The sequence below is a fragment of the Stutzerimonas sp. S1 genome (genome assembly GCF_025966695.1).
GTDB lineage: Bacteria > Pseudomonadota > Gammaproteobacteria > Pseudomonadales > Pseudomonadaceae > Stutzerimonas.
Genome location: NZ_JAOEIY010000002.1, coordinates 383,830 through 401,401 on the forward strand (window position 1 = coordinate 383,830; position 17,572 = coordinate 401,401).

Consider the following 17,572-nt stretch of genomic DNA (forward strand, 5'->3'; position numbering starts at 1 on the left):
GTTCCGTCTAGCGCGGGTTTTGCGGCGCGGTCGGGTCGCTTGCCGGAAAGGTCTCGGCGATCGCCTCGTCGAGTTTCTCCTCGCCCTGACGAGAACCGCCGCTGGCCGCTGAGGTACTCGCCTGCGGCTGCAGTTGGACCTTGATCCAGCCGTTGTCGCGGCGGTCGAATGCCTCGAACGCGGCGATCGCATCCGCCATCGGCTTGACCTGGGTGAGGATTTTCGCCGGGTCGATTCGGCGCGCCTGGATCATCTCGATCAGCCGCGGGATGTACTTGCGGTGGTGGCAGTTGCCCATGTTGATGGTGATGTTCTTGTTCATCGCCATGCCGATGGGAAAGCGCATGGCCTCGGCTGGGTAGACGCCGATGATCGACAGGGTGCCGGCCTTGGCCAGACTCTGTACGGCCCATTCCAGGGCTTGCGCCGGCGCGTTGCCGGGTTGCCACTGCGAGTCGCTGGCCGGGGCCGCATCCGCCCCGTTGCAACAGCTATGCTCGGCGTCCACCCCGACCGCATCGATCACCCGATCGACGCCAATGCCGCCAGTGAGCCGTTTCAGGGTCTCGACCGGCTCCTCGCGGGTGAAGTCAATGATCTCCGCGCCCTGCCGCTGGGCGGCGCGCAGCCGGTCGGGGTACTGGTCGATCGCGAACACGCGCCCGGCGCCGAGCAGTCTCGCGCTGGCGATGGCGAACTGGCCGACCGGGCCGCAGCCGTATACCGCGACGGTGTCGCCGGTGCCGATTTCAGCCATCTCGGCACCGAAATAGCCGGTGGGGAAGATGTCCGAGAGCAGGATGGCCTGGTCGTCGCTGATCTCGCTCGGCAGCTTGACCAGACCGATATTGGCGAAGGGAATGCGCGCCTTTTCCGCTTGCAGCCCATGGAAGGCGCCGGTGGCAGCAGGACCACCGTAGAACGCGGTACCGGCTTCCTTGCCGTTGGGGTTGGCGACGTCGCACTGGGCGAAATAACCGGCCCGGCAGTACGCGCAGTTGCCGCAGGCGATGGTCGACGGGATGACCACGCGGTCGCCGATTTGCAGGTTGCGCACATCCTCTCCGAGCTCTTCGACGATACCGACGCCCTCGTGGCCGAGAATCGTGCCCGGCTGCATGCCGCTGACGGTGCCGCGCACGAAATGCAGATCGGTACCGCAGATGGCAGAGGCAGTGATGCGCACGATGGCATCGGTCGGGGCCTGGATGCGCGGTTCGGGCACATCCTCCAGACGTATGTCGCCAACGGCGTGATAGACAACAGCTTTCATGACTACTCCGTTACGCACGTCGAGCCAACGCAACAAGGTCGCTCGACGGCTTCGCTGGTAGGTTCGTGACGGCCGCTATAACGAGGGCTGCCGCCGATAGCGGACACCCCGTGCCGGCTACAGGCGCGGCAGGGCCGGTTCCGGCGCAGCGCGTTTTCTCAGCGAGCGCATCTATTCCGACTGGTGCCGAATGTGGCGGTTCATCTTTTTTTACGCCTGGTCAGGCGTATGGCAGGTGTCAGCGTGGCGCCAGACTCCAGGGCGCCTCGCCGGAGAAGACCTCGACCAGGTAGTCGATCATCGCCCGCACCTTGGCTGGCGGGCGGCGCTCGGGCGGGTAGAGCACGTACACGCCACCCAGTTGCAGGGTCGGCTGGTCCAGTTCCAGCGCGACCAGCTCACCGCGGCGCAGCGCGTCGGCAACGATGAACTGCGGCTGGTAGATCAATCCCTGGCCACCAATGGCAGCGGCGACCAGGGCATCGCCATTGTTGGCGAGCAGGTCGCCCTGCACAGTGACTCTCAGATTACCGTCCCGGCCGAATCGCCATTCGCTACTACCGACCACGGACGACAGGGTGTAACCCAGGCAATTGTGCTGGGCCAACTCGGCGACCCGGCGCACCATACCGCGCTGTTCCAGATAGCTCGGCGCGGCGCAGACCAGCATCGGACAATCGGCCAGTCGCCGGGCCTGCAACGGACTGTCGGCGAGCCGGCCGATACGTACGGCCATGTCCCAGCCACCCTCCAGCAGATCGACCTGGCTGTCGGTCAACCCCAGCTCCACCTTGACTGCCGGGTGGCGCCGGCTGAAGGCCGGCATCACTGGTGCGAGGTAATGCGTGCCGAACGAAAGTGGCGCGTTCAGTCGTAGCAGGCCCGTAGCGTCGACCCGTTGCGAAGCGACGCTGGCTTCGACTTCGTCGATTTCCGGGAGGATGCGTTGGCAGGCTTCCAGGTAGTGATGACCGGCTTCGGTCAGGCTCAAGCGGCGCGTGGTCCGGTGAAACAGCTTGACGCCCAGGCGAGCCTCCAGCGCATCGACATGCTTGGTGGCCATTGCCGGCGACATGCCCAGGTGTCGGGCGGCCGCCGAAAGACTTCCAGCGCTGGCCGCACGTACGAAAACGCGCATTCCGGTTAGGCGGTCGAGCATTTGATTTCCTACTGGCAGTACGAACTGTTAGCGAATTTTGCTGGGTTCTGGCGTTCTTGAGTGTAATTCATACTGCACGCATTCAATCCGCTGGAGCCATGCCATGACTGCCACCACCTGCAAGCCGCCGCGCATGCCGACACTGTTCGTACCGCATGGAGCGGGGCCGTGTTTCTTCATGGACTGGAATCCACCAACCGCCTGGAACGCCATGGCCGAATTCCTAAAGGGCATCGCCGCCAGCCTGCCGGCGCGTCCGCGGGCCATCGTGATGATTTCCGCGCACTGGCTGCAGCCGGCATTCAGCGTCACCAGCGCAGCGCGCCCGGAGCTGATCTATGACTATTACGGTTTCCCGGCACATACCTATGAGTTGCGTTACCCCGCGCCGGGTGAGCCGGAGCTGGCTGCACGCATCGCCACGTTGCTCGGCCAGTCAGTCCTGGCGGCCACCGAGGACCCGCAGCGCGGCTTCGACCACGGCATGTTCATCCCGCTGAAGCTGATGTTCCCGCACGCGGATATTCCGGTGGTGCAGCTGTCGTTGCGCAACGATCTCGATCCACTGGCGCACATCGAGGCGGGGCGGGCGCTGGAACCATTGCGCGATGAAAACATTCTGATCGTCGGCAGCGGTATGAGCTTCCACAACATGCGCGGCTATGGCGACGCCCGCTTCGGCCCGATATCGAGTGAGTTCGACCGCTGGCTCAGTGCCGCCGTGGAAGCGCCACCCGAGCAGCGCGACGACGCCCTGCAACGCTGGGAGCAGGCGCCTGCCGCGCGGCTCTGTCACCCGCAGCGAGCAGAAGAGCACCTGCTGCCATTGCTGGTGGCGGCCGGCGCGGCGGGGGCTTCCCGCGGCCGCAAGGTGTTTGCTGACAGGGTCATGGAAACCACGCTGTCGGCCTATCGCTTCGACTGAGGCATCCACCTTCATCAAGGAAATGCACATGCACACCACTGACGCGCGGATCGTCGCAGCGAACCCAGACAGGTTGATCAAACGCCTGTGCAATCACTGGCGTCACAAGTTTCCGGTACAGCTGAACGAGCACGGCGGTGACATCGAACTGCCTATCGGCCAGTGCAGTCTGCGTGCGGGAGAGGGTTGGCTGGATGCCCGCTTGCAGGCCAGCGATCCGGAGCAACTGCAGCGCCTGCAGACGGTGGTCGCCGATCATCTGGTGCGCATGGCAGGTGATGAGCCGCTGGAGATCGCCTGGCAGCACTGAAGCTAGTGTTCGGATGAAAAGGCGAGCTGCCGTTACTTCTCGCTCAGCGCGAAGTTCGGCAGCGAGTTCACCGGCCGATCGAAGCGGAACGGGATGGATACCAGTGCTTCGCCGTGTGCCTTCTGCACCACGAAGTGCAGGTGTGGCCCGGTGCTGCGGCCGGTGTTGCCGGATTTGCCGAGCAAGGTGCCGGTCTTCACCCGTTGCCCGGGCTTGACCTGCACCGAACCGCGTTGCAGATGCAGGTAGGCACCATGAGTGCCGTCGTCATGCCGGACCCGTACATGGTTGCCGGCAGGGTCGGGAAAGCGTCCGCCCTGGCTGTTGCGTACCTTCACCACGGTGCCCTCGCGTGCGGCGATGATTGGCGTGCCCACTGGCATGGCGATATCCACGGCATAGCGACCGCGCGGTGAGTTATGGCTGAAGTCGCCGCCGGCGCCCTGGGAAATGCGGAACGGGCCGCCTTTCCATGGCAGGGCATAGGCATGGCCGCCGACGTTGCCCCGCTTGCCGGGTTCCGGCGAATAGATCAGGCCGTAGCTGAAGGTGTGTCGGTACATCAGCGGATAGCCCGCCTGGCGCTTGCGCAATGTGGCGATGCGGAGCTGACTGTTGGCCGGCACGGTCTTGCGAATCACCCCCTTGCCGACGCCGGCGACGTTGACCATGCGCGTCAGGCGCAGGGTCACTTCCACCGGCACATCCAGCGTATTGCTGACGACCATCGCTTTGCCGTTGCCGGCGCGCTGGATGAGCAGGCGCACGTTACCCGCTTTGGTGGCGGTGGCGCTCTGCTTGCTGGCGGCGCTGGAGGCGAAGAGCGGGGTGCTGACTGCAGGACCCAGTGCCAGCAACGCCGTGCAGAGAAAAAGTCTGAATGAGAGCATCGTCTGTGATCCGTCACGTAAAGGGATTGCTGCCGCTGCCGGCAGGACATTCCGCCAGTTCGTGAATGGCGCGTTGGGGTTGGGACTGATCGGCGAGCGCCAGGTTCACTACCGCACGTCGCGCAATGCAACGATTGTCCTGCGCCGGTAGCAATCGGCAGGAGCAGGGCGGTGCGACACCATCGACGGCGTTCGCTGCCGGGATGTGGCCCCGATCAGTCCTCTTCCTTGATCAGCTCCAGCAACAGCAGCGAGCGGCCGGTGACGGCATATTGCGCGCCGAAATCGAAGCGCTCGGGGCGCGCGGTGGGGTTGTTGGTATCCACCAGCCGATTCCAGTAGATCCCCTGTGCCACGTCCGGGAGGGTGAAGTTCACCAGGTCATGATGAGCGTTGACGATGATCAGCAAGGTCGCGTCGGAACCGGCGCGGCGGATGCCGGTGGGTTGGGCGCGGCCGTCGAGCAGCATGCCCATGCAGCGGTTGTGTGCGCTTTCCCACTGCTCGATGGTCATCTCTTCGGCGTTCGGTGCCAGCCAGGTGACGTCCTTGACGCCTAGTTCCTCGTTGTAGGCGCCGACCAGGAAACGGCCGCGGCGCAGCATCGGGAAGCGCTGGCGCAGGCGGATCAGCTTGCGCACGAAGGCCAGCAACCCGTAGCTGTCTTCGCTGATATCCCAGTTCACCCAGCCGATTTCGCTGTCCTGGCAGTAGGCGTTGTTGTTGCCATGCTGGGTGCGAGCGAACTCGTCGCCGGCCACGATCATCGGCGTGCCCTGGGAGAACAGCAGCGTGGCGAAGAAGTTGCGCATCTGCCGGTAACGCAGCGTATTGATTTCCGGGTCGTCGCTCGGCCCTTCAACGCCATGGTTCCACGACAGGTTGTTGTCACTGCCGTCGCGATTGCCCTCGTCGTTGTCTTCGTTGTGCTTGTCGTTGTAGGACACCAGGTCCTTGAGGGTGAAGCCGTCATGGGCGGTGACGAAGTTGATTGAGCTGAACGGCCGGCGTCCGCGTTCGTTGAACAGGTCGCCGGAGCCGGTCAGGCGACTGGCGAAGTCGGCCAGCTGGCCGTCATCGCCCTTCCAGAAGGCCCGTGCCGTGTCGCGGAATTGATCGTTCCACTCCGCCCAGCCCGGTGGGAAACCGCCCACCTGATAGCCGCCAGGACCGCAGTCCCAGGGCTCGGCAATGAGTTTGGTCTGCGCCAGGACCGGGTCCTGGCGGCAGGCGACGAGAAAGCTATGGCGCTCGTCGAAGCCGTCGTGTTCACGGCCGAGAATCGTCGCCAGGTCGAAGCGAAAGCCGTCGACGTGCATCTCTTGCGCCCAGTAGCGCAGCGAATCGGTGACCATCTGCAACACGCAGGGGTGGCTCATGTCCAGCGTGTTGCCGGTGCCCGAATCGTTGATGTAGTAACGCCTGTCTTCTGGCATCAAGCGATAGTAGGTGGCGTTGTCGATGCCGCGCATGGAGAGCGTCGGACCCAGCTCGTTGCCTTCGGCGGTATGGTTGTAGACCACATCGAGGATCACCTCGAGGTCGGCGTTGTGCAGGTGCGCGACCATTTCCTTGAACTCGCTGATCTTGCCGCTGGCCAGGTACTTCGGGTGCGGGGCGAAGAAGGCGATGCTGTTGTAACCCCAGTAGTTGGTCATGCCCTTTTCCAGCAGATGCTGGTCTTGGACGAAGGCATGGATCGGCAGGAACTCGATTGATGAGACGCCGAGTTTGCGGATGTAGTCGATGACCTCCGGTGTCTTGAAGCCGGCGAAGGTGCCGCGCATCTCTTCGGCGACGGCGGGATGGCGCATGGTGTAACCGCGCACGTGGGTTTCGTAGATGATCGTCTTGTCCCACGGCACCCGCACCGGATGGTCGCGGCCCCAGGTGAAGGCTGGGTCGATAACCTTGCACTTGGGTACGAAGGGGGCGCTGTCACGCTCGTCGAAACTGAGGTCGCCATCCGGGTGACCGATGGTGTAGCCGAACAGTGCCTCGGACCAGCGCAGCTCGCCCACCAGCTGCTTGGCGTAGGGGTCGATCAGCAGCTTGTTGGGGTTGAAGCGATGGCCGGCTTCCGGTTCATACGGCCCGTAGACGCGGTAACCATAGATCTGCCCCGGATGAGCATCGGGCAGATAGCCGTGCCAGATCTCGTCGGTGTATTCAGGCAATTCGATGCGCTCTATTTCGGTTTCGCCAGATGCATCGAACAGACACAGCTCGACCTTGGTGGCGTGCGCCGAGAAGATCGCGAAATTCACCCCCAGCCCATCCCAGGTTGCCCCGAGGGGAAACGGCAGTCCCTCGCGAATCCGTGACGGAGTCATGACCTGTGGAGCGGGGTTCTTTTGCTTACTGCTCATGAAAACTCCGTAGCGGGCATGAGGGGGACGCCCCGGCACATGCGGGGGCGGTCAAGGTCGGGACGCGTATGCGGCGGCTGCCTAGACGTCCTTCTTGGCACGCGGACTTCGCGGCTTCTTCGCGGGCTGCTCTGCACCAGCCTGGAGCGTGGCGTCTTGTTTGGGCGCAGCTCTGGTAGTCCGTGGCTTGCTGGCCGGTTTGACCACTGGCGTGGTGCTCACGGCACTGACATCGGTGGGCTTGGTAGCCGTCTTGCGGCTGCGGCTGGCCGGCTTGGCGGTAGGAATACCGTTTTCCGCTTCGACGAGCTTGCGGGCCATTTCCCAGTGGCGTTCATCCTGGCCGTGCGGGCAGCCTTCGGACTGCCAGATCTGGTAAGCGAATTCGCGGATACGTTGCTCTTCGGAAGTCATTGTTTGGATTCTCCTGATGAACGCTTGGGTGTGTGCAGGACCTCCACGGACAGCTCGTCGAGTACCTGCGCCACGCTCAAACCGGCTCGTTGAAATGTGACTGCGTTGTTGGAAAAAAGTCGCGTGAATTCCCGACCGTCCAGCGCCTCGGGCAGCAGCACCCGCGTATCCGCCCAACGCTCGGCGGCGATCAGCGGAACGCGACGGCCGTCCAGTAGCGTGTAGGTCAGACGCGGTACCAGCACCACCAGCCAGTCGTCATTCAGTTCGCGAGCGAAGGCCAGCAAATGCTCGGCCTGCGCACCCTCGACGGTCAGCGGCAGGTAGCGCCCGGTGCCGAACAGGCCGGGCTGTGCCAGACGCAGGCTCAGCGTGCGGGCGATCAGCCACTGCTTGATGCGACCATCGTGCCAGTCGGCCAGCAGCTGGGCCGGCGTGGCGTGAGGATCGAAGCCGGCCTGACGGGCGGCGAAGTCCACCGGCCGCCGGTTGTCCGGGTCGACTAGGCTGAAGTCCCAGTAATCGGCGCCCTGATAGAGATCGGGCACACCGGGTGTGGTCATGCGCAAAAGCGTCTGGGCAAGGCTGTTCAAGGCTCCGGCTGGGGCCAGTTCAGCGGCCGCGGCGGCGATCTGGGTGCGCAGCTGTGCGTGCTCGCCTAGCAGCAGGTTTTCCACGTAGTGGCGACAAGCGGTTTCGTAGGCGTCGTTGGGCGCAGCCCAGGTGCTGCGCAATTTGGCTTCGCGCACTGCCTTCTGCTGCCATTGCAGGATGCGCTCACAATAGTCGTGCAGGCCGTCCAGGTCGTCCGGCCGCAGCTCCAGTGGCCAGCTGCCGAGCAGGGTCTGGAACAGCAGCAGTTCATCGGCAGGCGAGGGTGCCGGGCCATCATCCAGAGACTGCATCTGGCCCGCGGCCAGTTCGCGCCACTCGCGCACCTTGCCGGCGAACCAGTCCGGGCGTTCACTGAGCGCCGCGATGCGCGCACGGGTGTCCTCGCCGCGCTTGTGATCGTGGGTCGCAGTGGTCAGCAGGTTGTGCGGCAGCCGCTCGGCGCGTTGTGCGCACTCGGCGTGAAAGTCACTCGGCGGCGCGCTGAAACGCTGGGGATCGAAGCCGACATCGTTACGGGACAAGAGCACGCCCGAGCGATAGCAGGCGGTGTCTTCCACGGCCTTGGCCGCGGCGGGCGAGGTGAGCTGCTGGAAGCGTGTGCAGGCATAGCGTCGCAGCTTGCGCAGTGGACCCCGCGGCAGTTGGCGCAGACTTTCCCCGCCGAGCCAGCGTTGCAAATGCTCAAGCAGCGGCCACTCGCTTTCCGCGAGGGTGGTGCGGGCGCCTTCCAGCGCTTGCCGGAAAAAGGGTTCATCGGCAGCGCGACGACCCGGTGCGGCAATGTAGGTGCGATAGACCGGAAAATGGACGATCAGCTCCAGCAGGGCGCGGCGGATTGCGCCAAGGGTGATGTCGCGCGTCATCACATCACCGCGTGCAACCTGCAGCAGCGCTTGGGCCACGGTTTCGAAATCGCCGGCCAGCGGTCCGGTCAGCACCAGTTGGCGGGCCTGGCGGGCTTCTTCCATGAAGTCGGCGGCGCGTCCGCTGGTATCGCTCCAGAGCGCACAGAGCGGTGCTTCTCCAGCGGGATCGTGCTGCAACAGCGACACCTGATTCATGAACTCGTAACCGGTTGTGCCGTCCACGCCCCAGTCGTCATGTAGCTGCTCGCCACCGGCGAGAATCTTTTCCACGTAGATCGGCACGTGATCCTGCGTGGCTTCCGGTGGGCGCGCGGCGTTCAAGCGGTCTACCCGACGGCGCAGGCGACGGCAGTAGGCGCGCGGGTCGGCCAGTCCGTCGACATGGTCGATGCGCAGGCCATCGATCAGCCCGTCGGCGACCAGTTCGAAGATCTTTGCGTGGGTCTCCTCGAACACCACCGGACGTTCAACGCGCAGGCCGCCAAGTTCGTTGATGTCGAAGAAGCGCCGCCAGTTGATGTCGTCGGCAGCGGTCCGCCAGCTGGCCAGGCGGTAATGCTGGCGTTCGAGCAGTGCGTGCAGCCGCTGGAAACCCTCAGCGGTGGTGGAGTCGTACAGCTTCAGCGCCTGCTCCAGTTGTTGCCGGGTGTCGCTGTCTTCGAGCTGCTGGGCGAGTTCCGCGCGTAGCTTGCGGGCGGTGAGGTAGGGGGCTGGTTCGGTCTTCAGCGCGTCGAAATGCTGGGCGAGGGTGCGTAGATGGGGATGGTCGGTCTGGCGCAACACTTCGCCGTAGCTCGGCGGTGTCAGCGGAAAGCGGTGCTCATAGTGCTGCGCGTACAGGGCACCGTTTTCCACATCCAGGCGCAGGGGAATACTGCCCTGTTGCAGCGCCTCGCCGTAATCGCTACCGAGGAAGGGCACCAGCAGCTGACCTTCGAGCAGCGGATCGGGCGAGTTCCATTCGATATCGAAGAACTGTGCGTAGGGGCTGCGCCGGCCCCATTCCAGTACGTCCAGCCACCAGGCGTTGCCGGCACCGCCGACGGCCATGTGGTTGGAGACGATGTCCAGAATCAGCCCCATGCCCTTGGCGCGCAACGCCGTCACCAGACGCTGCAGGGCGGGTTCACCGCCCAGTTCCGGGTTGATGCGCGTCGGGTCGATCACGTCGTAGCCATGCATGGATCCGGGACGGGCGGTAAGCAGCGGCGAGGCGTAGATGTGACTGATGCCGAGCGCGGCGAAGTAGTCGACCAGCGCGGTGGCATCGTCGAGGGTGAAGTCGCGATGAAACTGCAGGCGTAGCGTGGCGCTTAGAGGCTTCATCGCCGGCTCCCTCCGCGGTGGTCGTGACGTGCCTTGCTCAGGCAGTGCAAACGGCGACTGCAGGTCGGACCGTCGAGCAGGCTGGCGCTGTCATGCGGATAGCGACGGCGCCAGTTGGGATGGGTTTCGACGATGCCGGGCATGTTGGTTTGCTCGCTGAGGCCCAGTGCATCCTCCACTGGCAGCAGCACCAGGGGCGCCGGAGTATGGCCAAGGAAGCAGGCGGCGGCGTCCACCGCGGCTTCGGCGCTGAGCAGCTCGTCACCCGGCTGGCCGGAGTCTTCACGCAAGATGCGATTGAGCCCGGCGCGTTCGCGTTCGCGTTCCTCGATCTGCTGCTGGCGGGCATCGGCATCCACCTGGCCGACGCGGATGCGCCAGTCGATATCGTGGCCCTGCCACCAACCGCTGACCGTGGGAATATCGTGGGTCGTGGTGGTGGCCAGCGCATGGCTGGACCAGTGCATGGCCGGCAGGTAGTGCGCCGCACCGTCGCGCTCGAACAGCAGCACGCGCATGCCGAGGAGGCCGCGGGCGGCGAGCTTGTCGCGCAGGCCGCTGGGCACGGTGCCCAGATCCTCGCCGAGGATGACCGTCTTGTGTCGCCAGGCTTCCAGTGTCAGCAGACGCAGCAGGTCATCGAAGGGATAGTTCAGGTAGGCGCCCTGGGTGGGATCGGCTCCGGCGGGCATCACCCACAGGCGCATCAGACCCATCACGTGGTCGATGCGCATGCCGCCGGCATGGGCAAGGTTGGCCCGCAGCATCTCGATGAAGGCACGGTAGCCGTTGCGCTTGAGTCCGCGCGGCGAGAATGCCGCCAGCCCCCAGTTCTGCCCGGACCGGTTGAGGATGTCCGGCGGCGCGCCGATGCTGAGCGTGGCCAGCACTTCATCCTGACGGCTCCAGGCCTGACTGCCGCCGCCATCGGCGCCTACTGCCAGGTCGCTGATCAGACCGATACGCATGCCAGCGCTGCGCGCAGCCACCTGCGCGCGTTCCAGACCGCGCGCGGTAAGCCACTGGGCGAATGCATGAAAGCTCACCGCATCGGCGTGCTCCTCGGCGAAGCGCTGGACCGCCGGGTTCTGCGGGTCGCGGTACTGCTCCGGCCAGTCGCGCCAGTGTTGCGGATAGCCGTGGTGGTCGAGCAGGGTGGCGTGTAGCGCCTCGAAGCGGCAGTGATTCTCCAGCGCTTCCCCGCCGGCCGCGCGGAAGCTGTCGAAATCCTGCTGCTGGGCGTTGCCGCCGGTGGTGAAGTCATCGAACAGCGCGCGCAACAGGCACTGTCGGGCCTTGGCCACCCGCGGCCAGTCGATCAGCTCCAGTTGTTCCAGATGCTCCAGCTCCTGCTGTAGATCGCAGTGCTGGATCGCCTGGCGCAGCGGCCGTTCGCCCAGAATGCTGCCGGGAGCACTGTGCAGCACGTTGTAGAACAACCGGCTGGAGGGCGAATAGGGACTGTAGTGGTTGTGATGGGCACTGAACATCGCATGCACGGGGCTGATACCCAGCGCATCGGCACCGTGGGCGGCGGCATTGCGCGCCAGGGCTTCCAGCGCCTGGGTGTCACCCAACCCGCCATCGCCCGGCCGGCGCAGGCTGTAGAGCTGCACGGTCAGGCCCCAGGCATCATCGCCTGCCAGCTGGCCAACCGTGGGACAGGACGCTGGTGCGATGGCCAGCGTTACGTCGCGATCGCCGATATGCAGTCGGTGGTAGCCGGACATGTCGATAGCCGGAAGCTGGCTGTGCGCATCCAGTTGGCCGTCGTGACGGCTGCCGTCCTCGCGTTCCAGCTGATAGGGCGTTCCCGGGGTGCAATAGGCGCCAAGTGCGACTGGGTGGTGCACGTCACCCGTGAGCAGCGGTGGCAGGTCATGCTCGCCGCCGTTGTGCAGCGAGGCGAGGCTGCTTTCGATAGCGTCCGTGGTGTCGGCCGGCAGTCCCAGCCCGGCGAGCACGGCGCGCAGTACCGCAGGCTCGACGCGCTGGTCGCGACCGTCGGCGTCCACCCAGTCGATTGACAGACCGGCCGCCGTGGCGAGGTGGTAAAGACGCTCATCGCTCATGGTGATCCTCCAGATACAGCAGGGCGGCATGAGCCGGAAGTTGGTCGCGGGACGGTTTAGCGCAGCTGGCGTACAGCAGTCGCGCGTGCTCAGCGGGCGGCTCCACCGGTAGGTTCTCGCTGCCGAGGTTGAGCATCAGCTGCAACAGGCTGCCGTCGCCCAGCCGCCAGCGTGCCTGCACTGCGGCCTCGGCAAGCACCTCGGCGCCGAGGAAGCGTGAACCGGGCAGGCGCGGGATGATCTGCGCATGGCGCAGCTGCAACAGTTCGCGATACAGCGCCAGCCACTCGGCGTGACCAGGCGCTTGACGGGCCTGGTAGTCCGGGGCGGAGCTGGCGAAGGTTGCCGGGGCGTTCGGGTCGGGAATGCGTTCGCGGGTGTGCTCGTCGGCAAATTCGCCAAACTCGGCGAACTCGCTGCGGCGGCCTTCGCGCACCGCGTCAGCCAATTCGCCGTGATGACTGGTGAAGAACAGGAACGGCTGGCGCGCACCCCATTCCTCGCCCATGAACAGCAGAGGGATCATCGGTGACAGCAGCAGTACCGCGGTCGCCGCCTTCACCGCTTGTGGATCGGCAAGGCTGAGCAAGCGTTCGCCGAAGGCGCGATTGCCCGTCTGGTCGTGATTCTGCAGAAACAGCACGAAGGCCGTCGGCGGGAGGTGGCTGCTTGGTTCGCCGCGCGATTCGCCGCGCCGGTTTGCCTGCCCCTGGTAGATGAATCCTTCGCCGAGAAAGCGCGCCAGCTTGGCGGTGGCGTGCGAGTGGTAGTCGGCATAATAGCCCTGCTGCTCGCCAGTCAGCAGGCAGTGCAGGACATTGTGCCCATCATCGTTCCACTGAGCGGTGTAGCCCTGGCTCAGCAGGCTGGCGCGGTTGTCCTCGTTCTCCAGCACCAGATGCACATGCCGCCCCGGCTCGGTCTCGCGGCGCACCCGTTCGGCCAGTTCGGTGAGAAAGCCGCGATCGGGGATGGCGTGCACCGCGTCCAGGCGCAGGCCGTCGAAGCGGTACTCCTGTAGCCACATCAGCGCATTGTCGATGAAGAAGTCCCGTACTTCGCGGCGGCGGAAGTCGATGGCATCGCCCCAGGGCGTCTGCTGATCGTGACGGAAGAAGTGCTTGGCGTAGCGCCCCAGGTAATTGCCGTCCGGGCCGAAATGGTTGTAGACCACGTCGAGAAACACCATCAGGCCGTGGCCGTGGGCGGTGTCGATCAGGTGCTTGAGCTCGGTTGGCGAGCCGTAGGCGGCTTCCGGCGCATAGGGCAGTACCCCGTCGTAGCCCCAGTTGCGGTCGCCGGGAAACTCGGCGATCGGCATCAATTCAATGGCGGTGACGCCCAGCGCCGCCAGGTCAGCGAGCTGCCGCTCGACTCCGGCATAGCCACCGAGCAGGCCGACATGCAGTTCATAGAGGACAGTTTCGTGCCAGGGGCGACCCTGCCAGCCGGGGTGACGCCAGAGATAATCGTGGGGGTCGACCACCACGCTCGGAGCGTGCACGTCGCCGGCCTGTGCGCGGGATGCGGGGTCCGGCACCCGCAGCTCGCCATCGATCAGGAAGCGGTACAGCGTGCCCGCGCCGTAGGGAGCATCGACGGCATACCAGCCGTCGTTCTCGGGGTGCATTGCCAGCGTCTCGCCACCGACGATCTGTACGGCCACGGTTGCTGCATCGGGTGCCCAGAGCCTGAACCGGGTGTTGTTGGCGTCCAGCAGGGCTGGACCATGTTGTCCGATAGGGGCTCGCGTGGATGGCATTGAATGACCTCAGGGAATGGAATGACTGACCTCGTGGCGTTCGCCCAGCAAACGCTGGTACAGCCGGTCATAGGGCGCGATGGCATGCCGCCAGAAGAAGCCGGCGGCCATGGCTCGGCAACGCATGGCGCAGTGCAGCTGCGGCCGGCGGTGCACCTCCAGAGCGCGCAGCACAGTGGCGCGATAGCTTGCGACGCTGGTCTCGTCGAACAGGAACCCGGTCACGCCGTCCTCGATGGAATCGGCAAGACCGCCGGTGCGGCGGGCGATCGGCAGCGAGGCATAGCGCTGGGCATACATCTGGCTGAGGCCGCAGGGTTCGTAGCGGGACGGCATCAGCAGGAAATCGCTGCCGGCAAACAGCCGCCGCGCATCGCTCTCGTTGAAGCCGATGTGCGCGGCGATGCGGCCGGGATAACGGCGAGCGAGTTCACGCACCTCGTCTTCGATATGCGGCTCGCCCTGGCCGAGAATGGCCAGCTGGCCGCCGTTCCGGACGATGGTTTCGGCCACGCCGAGGGTGAGGTCGACGCCTTTCTGGTGCACTAGACGCGACACCACGGCGAACAGCGGGCTGCCATCCAGTTCCAGGCCGAACGCTTCGCGCACGTAAGTGGCGTTGGCCACCTTGCCGTCCCAGTTGCGCGCGCTGAAGCCGCGCACCAGATGCGGGTCGCTTTCCGGCTCCCAGCTTTCGTCGATGCCGTTGAGCAGGCCGCTGAGCAGGCCCTGACGAGCCTTCATGCGCAGAAAGCCCTCCATGCCGCAGCCAAATTCCTCCGTGGTGATTTCCTCGGCATAGGTCGCGCTGACCGTGGTCACATGATTGGCGTAGGCGATGCCCGCCTTCAGCAGCGAAAGCTTGCCGTAGAACTCCATGCGTTCCGGGCCGCTGGCCTCATGCGGCAGGCCCAGCGAGCGGCGCAGACTCATGTCGATATTGCCTTGGTAGGCCAGGTTGTGAATGGTGAACACGCTGGGTGTATGCAGCCCGCGCCAGTGCATGTAGGCGGGGGTGAGGCCTGCCGGCCAGTCGTGCGCATGTACCAGATCGGGGGCCCAGCGGATGCAGGCGGTGCCGGCGGCGATCTCGGCGGCAGCCAGGCCCAGTCGGGCGAAGCGAATCGGATTGTCCGGCCAGTCGTTGCCGTGACCGTCGCCATAGGGCGAGCCTTCACGTTCGTAGAGTTCCGGGCAGATCAGTACGTAGATGATCAAGCCGTCGGGCATGTCCATCCGGCCGATGCGGCAGGCGGGGAGATCGGCCTGGGCACTGAGGCTGCCGACCACGCGAATGCTGTGTCCGCTGCGCATCACCTGAGCGTATCCAGGAATCAGCACACGCACGTCATGCAAGGCGCCAAGGGCGCGGGGCAGGGCGGCGGAGACGTCGGCGAGGCCTCCGGTCTTGATCAGGTCGGTCAGCTCGGAGGTGACGAAGAGAATCTTCTTCTTGTCGTCGTGAGTGCTGCGAACCTGCAAGAGAGGGCGCGGCGACAGCGCGATGGCGGGCTGGGTCTTGCTCAAGCGGATGGAACCGGCGTTCACAGCAATACTCATCACAATCTCCCCAAGTGTTCCGGCTTCCAGGCGCCGGCGCCAGTACGAGCATATCTATCCAGTGCAACGATCTGATGACCGTTGCAACCATGAACACAGCAGGCTGGGAAATAATTATTTGAGGCCGCCGAAAGCGGTGCAGGGCTGCGCTGGCCCTAGCTAAAGACCAGACCGAGCGGCCCGGCAGAAAGTTCTGAACTGCAATTAAAAATTAAAGGTAAGGAACTCGATTCCTACAAGTCGCTCCGAACGCTACGCACAGATGAATTCGGCATAACTTCAGGAGGCGACTATGCAGAGCGTCGACGACGTCGTGACGTTCCTTCGCAATCACCGGCTGACGCTGGCCACCGCCGAGTCCTGTACTTGCGGGTTGATGGCCTCGCTGCTGGGCGACATCCCCGGCTGCGGACAGGTGCTCGATAGCGGCTTCGTGGTCTATTCACCGGCGGCCAAGCATCGTCTGCTGCAGGTGAATTTCGACACCATCGAACGCTACGGCCTGACCAGCGAAGAGGTGGCCACGGAAATGGCGATTGGCGCGCTGCACGCCAGCAGTGCCGACTTTAGCGTGGCCAATACGGGCGTCGCCGACGACGCCCAGGCGGATGAGGGCGGCACCCAGTGTTACGCCTGGGCGCTCAGGCAGGGTGAGCGAGTGGCGACAGTCAGCGAAACGGTGAAGTTCGAGGGCGACCGCGTGGCCATTCGCAAACAGGCCGCCCGCCACGGGTTGTCCCAACTGCGGCGCAAATACGCTCAGTTACAGGAAATGCTCGCAGCAACGCGCTGACACGCGTTGCTCAAACCGGCGGCTGTCGTTCGGGCTCGACATGCGCCGGCTGCGAGGTGTCTGGCGCCGGTTTCTGTCCGACGGCCAGGTCGGCGCGCAACTGCGGTAGCGCTTGGGGATACTGGCGCTGGATGAAACCCAGCAGGTTCTCGCGGATGTGGCAGCGCAGATCCCAGTTGCGTGAGGAGTCGGCCGAGCTGACCAACGCACGCAGCTGGATGGCTTTCTCGCCGGCTTCGGTCACCTGTAGCACGCAGACGCGGCCATCCCACAACTCCGGCACGTCCTTGCACAGCCGGCGCAATTCCTCGCGCACAGATTCCAGCGGCAGCGAATAGTCGGCCCAGAGGAACACGCTGCCGATCAGGCTGGAGTTGCGTCGTGTCCAGTTCTGGAACGGCTTCTCGATGAAGTACTGCAGCGGCACCACCAGCCGTCGGTCGTCCCAGATGCGTACTACCACGTAGGTGCCGGTGATTTCCTCGATGCGCCCCCATTCGTCTTCGACGATCACCACATCGTCCAGGCGGATCGGCTGGGTGATCGCGATCTGCAGCCCGGCGATGAGATTGGCGAGCACCGGTCTGGCGGCGAAACCCACCGCCAGTCCGGCGAGACCGGCAGAGGCGAGCAGGCTGGTGCCGAACTGCCGCGCCGAAGGAAAGGTCATCAGCATCGCCGCCACGCCGATGAGCAAGAAGAACAGGCTGAGCGTGCGCAGCAGCACCCGCGACTGGGTCTGAATCTGCCGCGCGCGCAGGTTGTCGCTGACATCGACCGGATTGTTCAGCTCGATCACTTGTTGCAGTCCGCGCAGCAGACGCAACGCGAGCCAGGTGAGGGTCGCGATGATCGCCAGCGCAGTGATGTGCCGCGCAGCCTCGAGCAGCGGAAGGCCGTCCGGTGCCGATTGCCAGACGCCCTGCAGGCCCAGCAAGGGCAGCAGCAGGCGGATGGGTTTGTCCAGATGCTCGGATAGCTCGCGGGTCAGTACGAACCCGCGTGCCAGGCGCAGCATGATGGCCGTGAGCAGCCGACCGAACAGGCTGAGCAGCAACAGTACGGCGATGGCAACCGCCAGCGTGCGCAAGCCCGGACGCGTGATGTAGCTGTCCCATTGCAGGAGGAAGGCTGGAATTTCGATCACGCTGAGTCCAATCCGCGATACCCGGGCAAGAGACTGGCTGCGCGTCGCCGAGTTCAGCCGACCGCCCGTGGGTGCAGTCAGTCGGATGCGG

General features: G+C 64.9%; 13 protein-coding genes. 3 read left to right on the forward strand and 10 right to left on the reverse strand.

Features of this window, described 5'->3' with window-relative positions:
* Positions 1–7 precede the first annotated feature (7 nt).
* Together N8H22_RS05690 and N8H22_RS05695 are read right to left on the reverse strand one after the other, a co-directional pair.
* Positions 8–1,273, reverse strand: a complete 1,266-nt coding sequence (locus tag N8H22_RS05690; protein ID WP_264589643.1) for a zinc-dependent alcohol dehydrogenase — start codon at positions 1,271–1,273, stop codon at positions 8–10.
* A 238-nt stretch (positions 1,274–1,511) separates the two neighbouring features.
* Positions 1,512–2,432 (reverse strand): LysR family transcriptional regulator, encoded by a 921-nt coding sequence (locus N8H22_RS05695; RefSeq protein ID WP_264589644.1) that lies wholly within the window; start codon positions 2,430–2,432, stop codon positions 1,512–1,514.
* 103 nt (positions 2,433–2,535) lie between these two features.
* Here N8H22_RS05695 and N8H22_RS05700 point away from each other — a divergent pair, with 103 nt between their 5' ends.
* Together N8H22_RS05700 and N8H22_RS05705 are read left to right on the forward strand one after the other, a co-directional pair.
* Positions 2,536–3,357 (forward strand): class III extradiol ring-cleavage dioxygenase, encoded by an 822-nt coding sequence (locus tag N8H22_RS05700; RefSeq protein ID WP_264589645.1) that lies wholly within the window; start codon positions 2,536–2,538, stop codon positions 3,355–3,357.
* A gap of 28 nt (positions 3,358–3,385) precedes the next feature.
* Positions 3,386–3,667, forward strand: a complete 282-nt coding sequence (locus tag N8H22_RS05705) for a DUF2218 domain-containing protein (RefSeq protein ID WP_264589646.1) — start codon at positions 3,386–3,388, stop codon at positions 3,665–3,667.
* A gap of 32 nt (positions 3,668–3,699) precedes the next feature.
* On the opposite strand, the gene N8H22_RS05710 is transcribed toward N8H22_RS05705, so the two are convergent.
* The 7 genes from N8H22_RS05710 to glgA form a co-directional block, all read right to left on the reverse strand.
* The gene (locus N8H22_RS05710; RefSeq protein ID WP_264589647.1) at positions 3,700–4,557 is read right to left on the reverse strand and encodes a M23 family metallopeptidase; all 858 of its coding nucleotides are present in this window, start codon (positions 4,555–4,557) and stop codon (positions 3,700–3,702) included.
* A 215-nt stretch (positions 4,558–4,772) separates the two neighbouring features.
* Positions 4,773–6,926 carry a glycogen debranching protein GlgX gene (gene glgX / locus N8H22_RS05715; RefSeq protein WP_264589648.1) on the reverse strand — a complete coding sequence of 718 codons (2,154 nt, stop codon included), beginning with the start codon at positions 6,924–6,926 and terminating at the stop codon, positions 4,773–4,775.
* A gap of 81 nt (positions 6,927–7,007) precedes the next feature.
* A complete protein-coding gene (locus N8H22_RS05720) occupies positions 7,008–7,340 on the reverse strand; it encodes a DUF2934 domain-containing protein (RefSeq protein WP_264589649.1) in 333 nt (110 codons plus the stop codon).
* Positions 7,337–10,147, reverse strand: coding sequence for a malto-oligosyltrehalose synthase (locus N8H22_RS05725; protein ID WP_264589650.1), 2,811 nt, complete (start codon positions 10,145–10,147; stop codon positions 7,337–7,339). Before N8H22_RS05725 ends, N8H22_RS05720 begins: the two co-directional genes overlap by 4 nt.
* A complete protein-coding gene (gene malQ, locus N8H22_RS05730) occupies positions 10,144–12,219 on the reverse strand; it encodes a 4-alpha-glucanotransferase (protein ID WP_264589651.1) in 2,076 nt (691 codons plus the stop codon). The genes N8H22_RS05725 and malQ overlap by 4 nt, the downstream gene beginning before the upstream one ends.
* On the reverse strand, positions 12,209–13,981 hold the full coding sequence (treZ, locus tag N8H22_RS05735) for a malto-oligosyltrehalose trehalohydrolase (RefSeq protein WP_264589652.1): 1,773 nt from the start codon (positions 13,979–13,981) through the stop codon (positions 12,209–12,211). The genes malQ and treZ overlap by 11 nt, the downstream gene beginning before the upstream one ends.
* A gap of 9 nt (positions 13,982–13,990) precedes the next feature.
* Positions 13,991–15,541, reverse strand: coding sequence for a glycogen synthase GlgA (gene glgA, locus N8H22_RS05740; RefSeq protein ID WP_264589653.1), 1,551 nt, complete (start codon positions 15,539–15,541; stop codon positions 13,991–13,993).
* A 292-nt stretch (positions 15,542–15,833) separates the two neighbouring features.
* Here glgA and N8H22_RS05745 point away from each other — a divergent pair, with 292 nt between their 5' ends.
* Entirely contained in the window at positions 15,834–16,334 is a 501-nt protein-coding gene (locus N8H22_RS05745) for a CinA family protein (protein ID WP_264589654.1), read from the forward strand.
* Positions 16,335–16,344: 10 nt separating this feature from the next.
* On the opposite strand, the gene N8H22_RS05750 is transcribed toward N8H22_RS05745, so the two are convergent.
* On the reverse strand, positions 16,345–17,457 hold the full coding sequence (locus N8H22_RS05750; RefSeq protein ID WP_264589839.1) for a mechanosensitive ion channel family protein: 1,113 nt from the start codon (positions 17,455–17,457) through the stop codon (positions 16,345–16,347).
* Between the last annotated feature and the right edge of the window lie 115 nt (positions 17,458–17,572).

Bases quoted from the DNA above. Each gene is read 5' to 3' on its own strand.
- N8H22_RS05695 (WP_264589644.1), bottom strand. From the start codon at position 2,432: ATGCTCGACCGCCTAACCGGAATGCGCGTTTTCGTACGTGCGGCCAGC.
- glgX (WP_264589648.1), bottom strand. From the start codon at position 6,926: ATGAGCAGTAAGCAAAAGAACCCCGCTCCACAGGTCATGACTCCGTCA.
- N8H22_RS05725 (WP_264589650.1), bottom strand. From the start codon at position 10,147: ATGAAGCCTCTAAGCGCCACGCTACGCCTGCAGTTTCATCGCGACTTC.
- N8H22_RS05700 (WP_264589645.1), top strand. From the start codon at position 2,536: ATGACTGCCACCACCTGCAAGCCGCCGCGCATGCCGACACTGTTCGTA.
- N8H22_RS05710 (WP_264589647.1), bottom strand. From the start codon at position 4,557: ATGCTCTCATTCAGACTTTTTCTCTGCACGGCGTTGCTGGCACTGGGT.
- glgA (WP_264589653.1), bottom strand. From the start codon at position 15,541: ATGAGTATTGCTGTGAACGCCGGTTCCATCCGCTTGAGCAAGACCCAG.
- treZ (WP_264589652.1), bottom strand. From the start codon at position 13,981: ATGCCATCCACGCGAGCCCCTATCGGACAACATGGTCCAGCCCTGCTG.
- malQ (WP_264589651.1), bottom strand. From the start codon at position 12,219: ATGAGCGATGAGCGTCTTTACCACCTCGCCACGGCGGCCGGTCTGTCA.
- N8H22_RS05705 (WP_264589646.1), top strand. From the start codon at position 3,386: ATGCACACCACTGACGCGCGGATCGTCGCAGCGAACCCAGACAGGTTG.
- N8H22_RS05690 (WP_264589643.1), bottom strand. From the start codon at position 1,273: ATGAAAGCTGTTGTCTATCACGCCGTTGGCGACATACGTCTGGAGGAT.
- N8H22_RS05745 (WP_264589654.1), top strand. From the start codon at position 15,834: ATGCAGAGCGTCGACGACGTCGTGACGTTCCTTCGCAATCACCGGCTG.
- N8H22_RS05720 (WP_264589649.1), bottom strand. From the start codon at position 7,340: ATGACTTCCGAAGAGCAACGTATCCGCGAATTCGCTTACCAGATCTGG.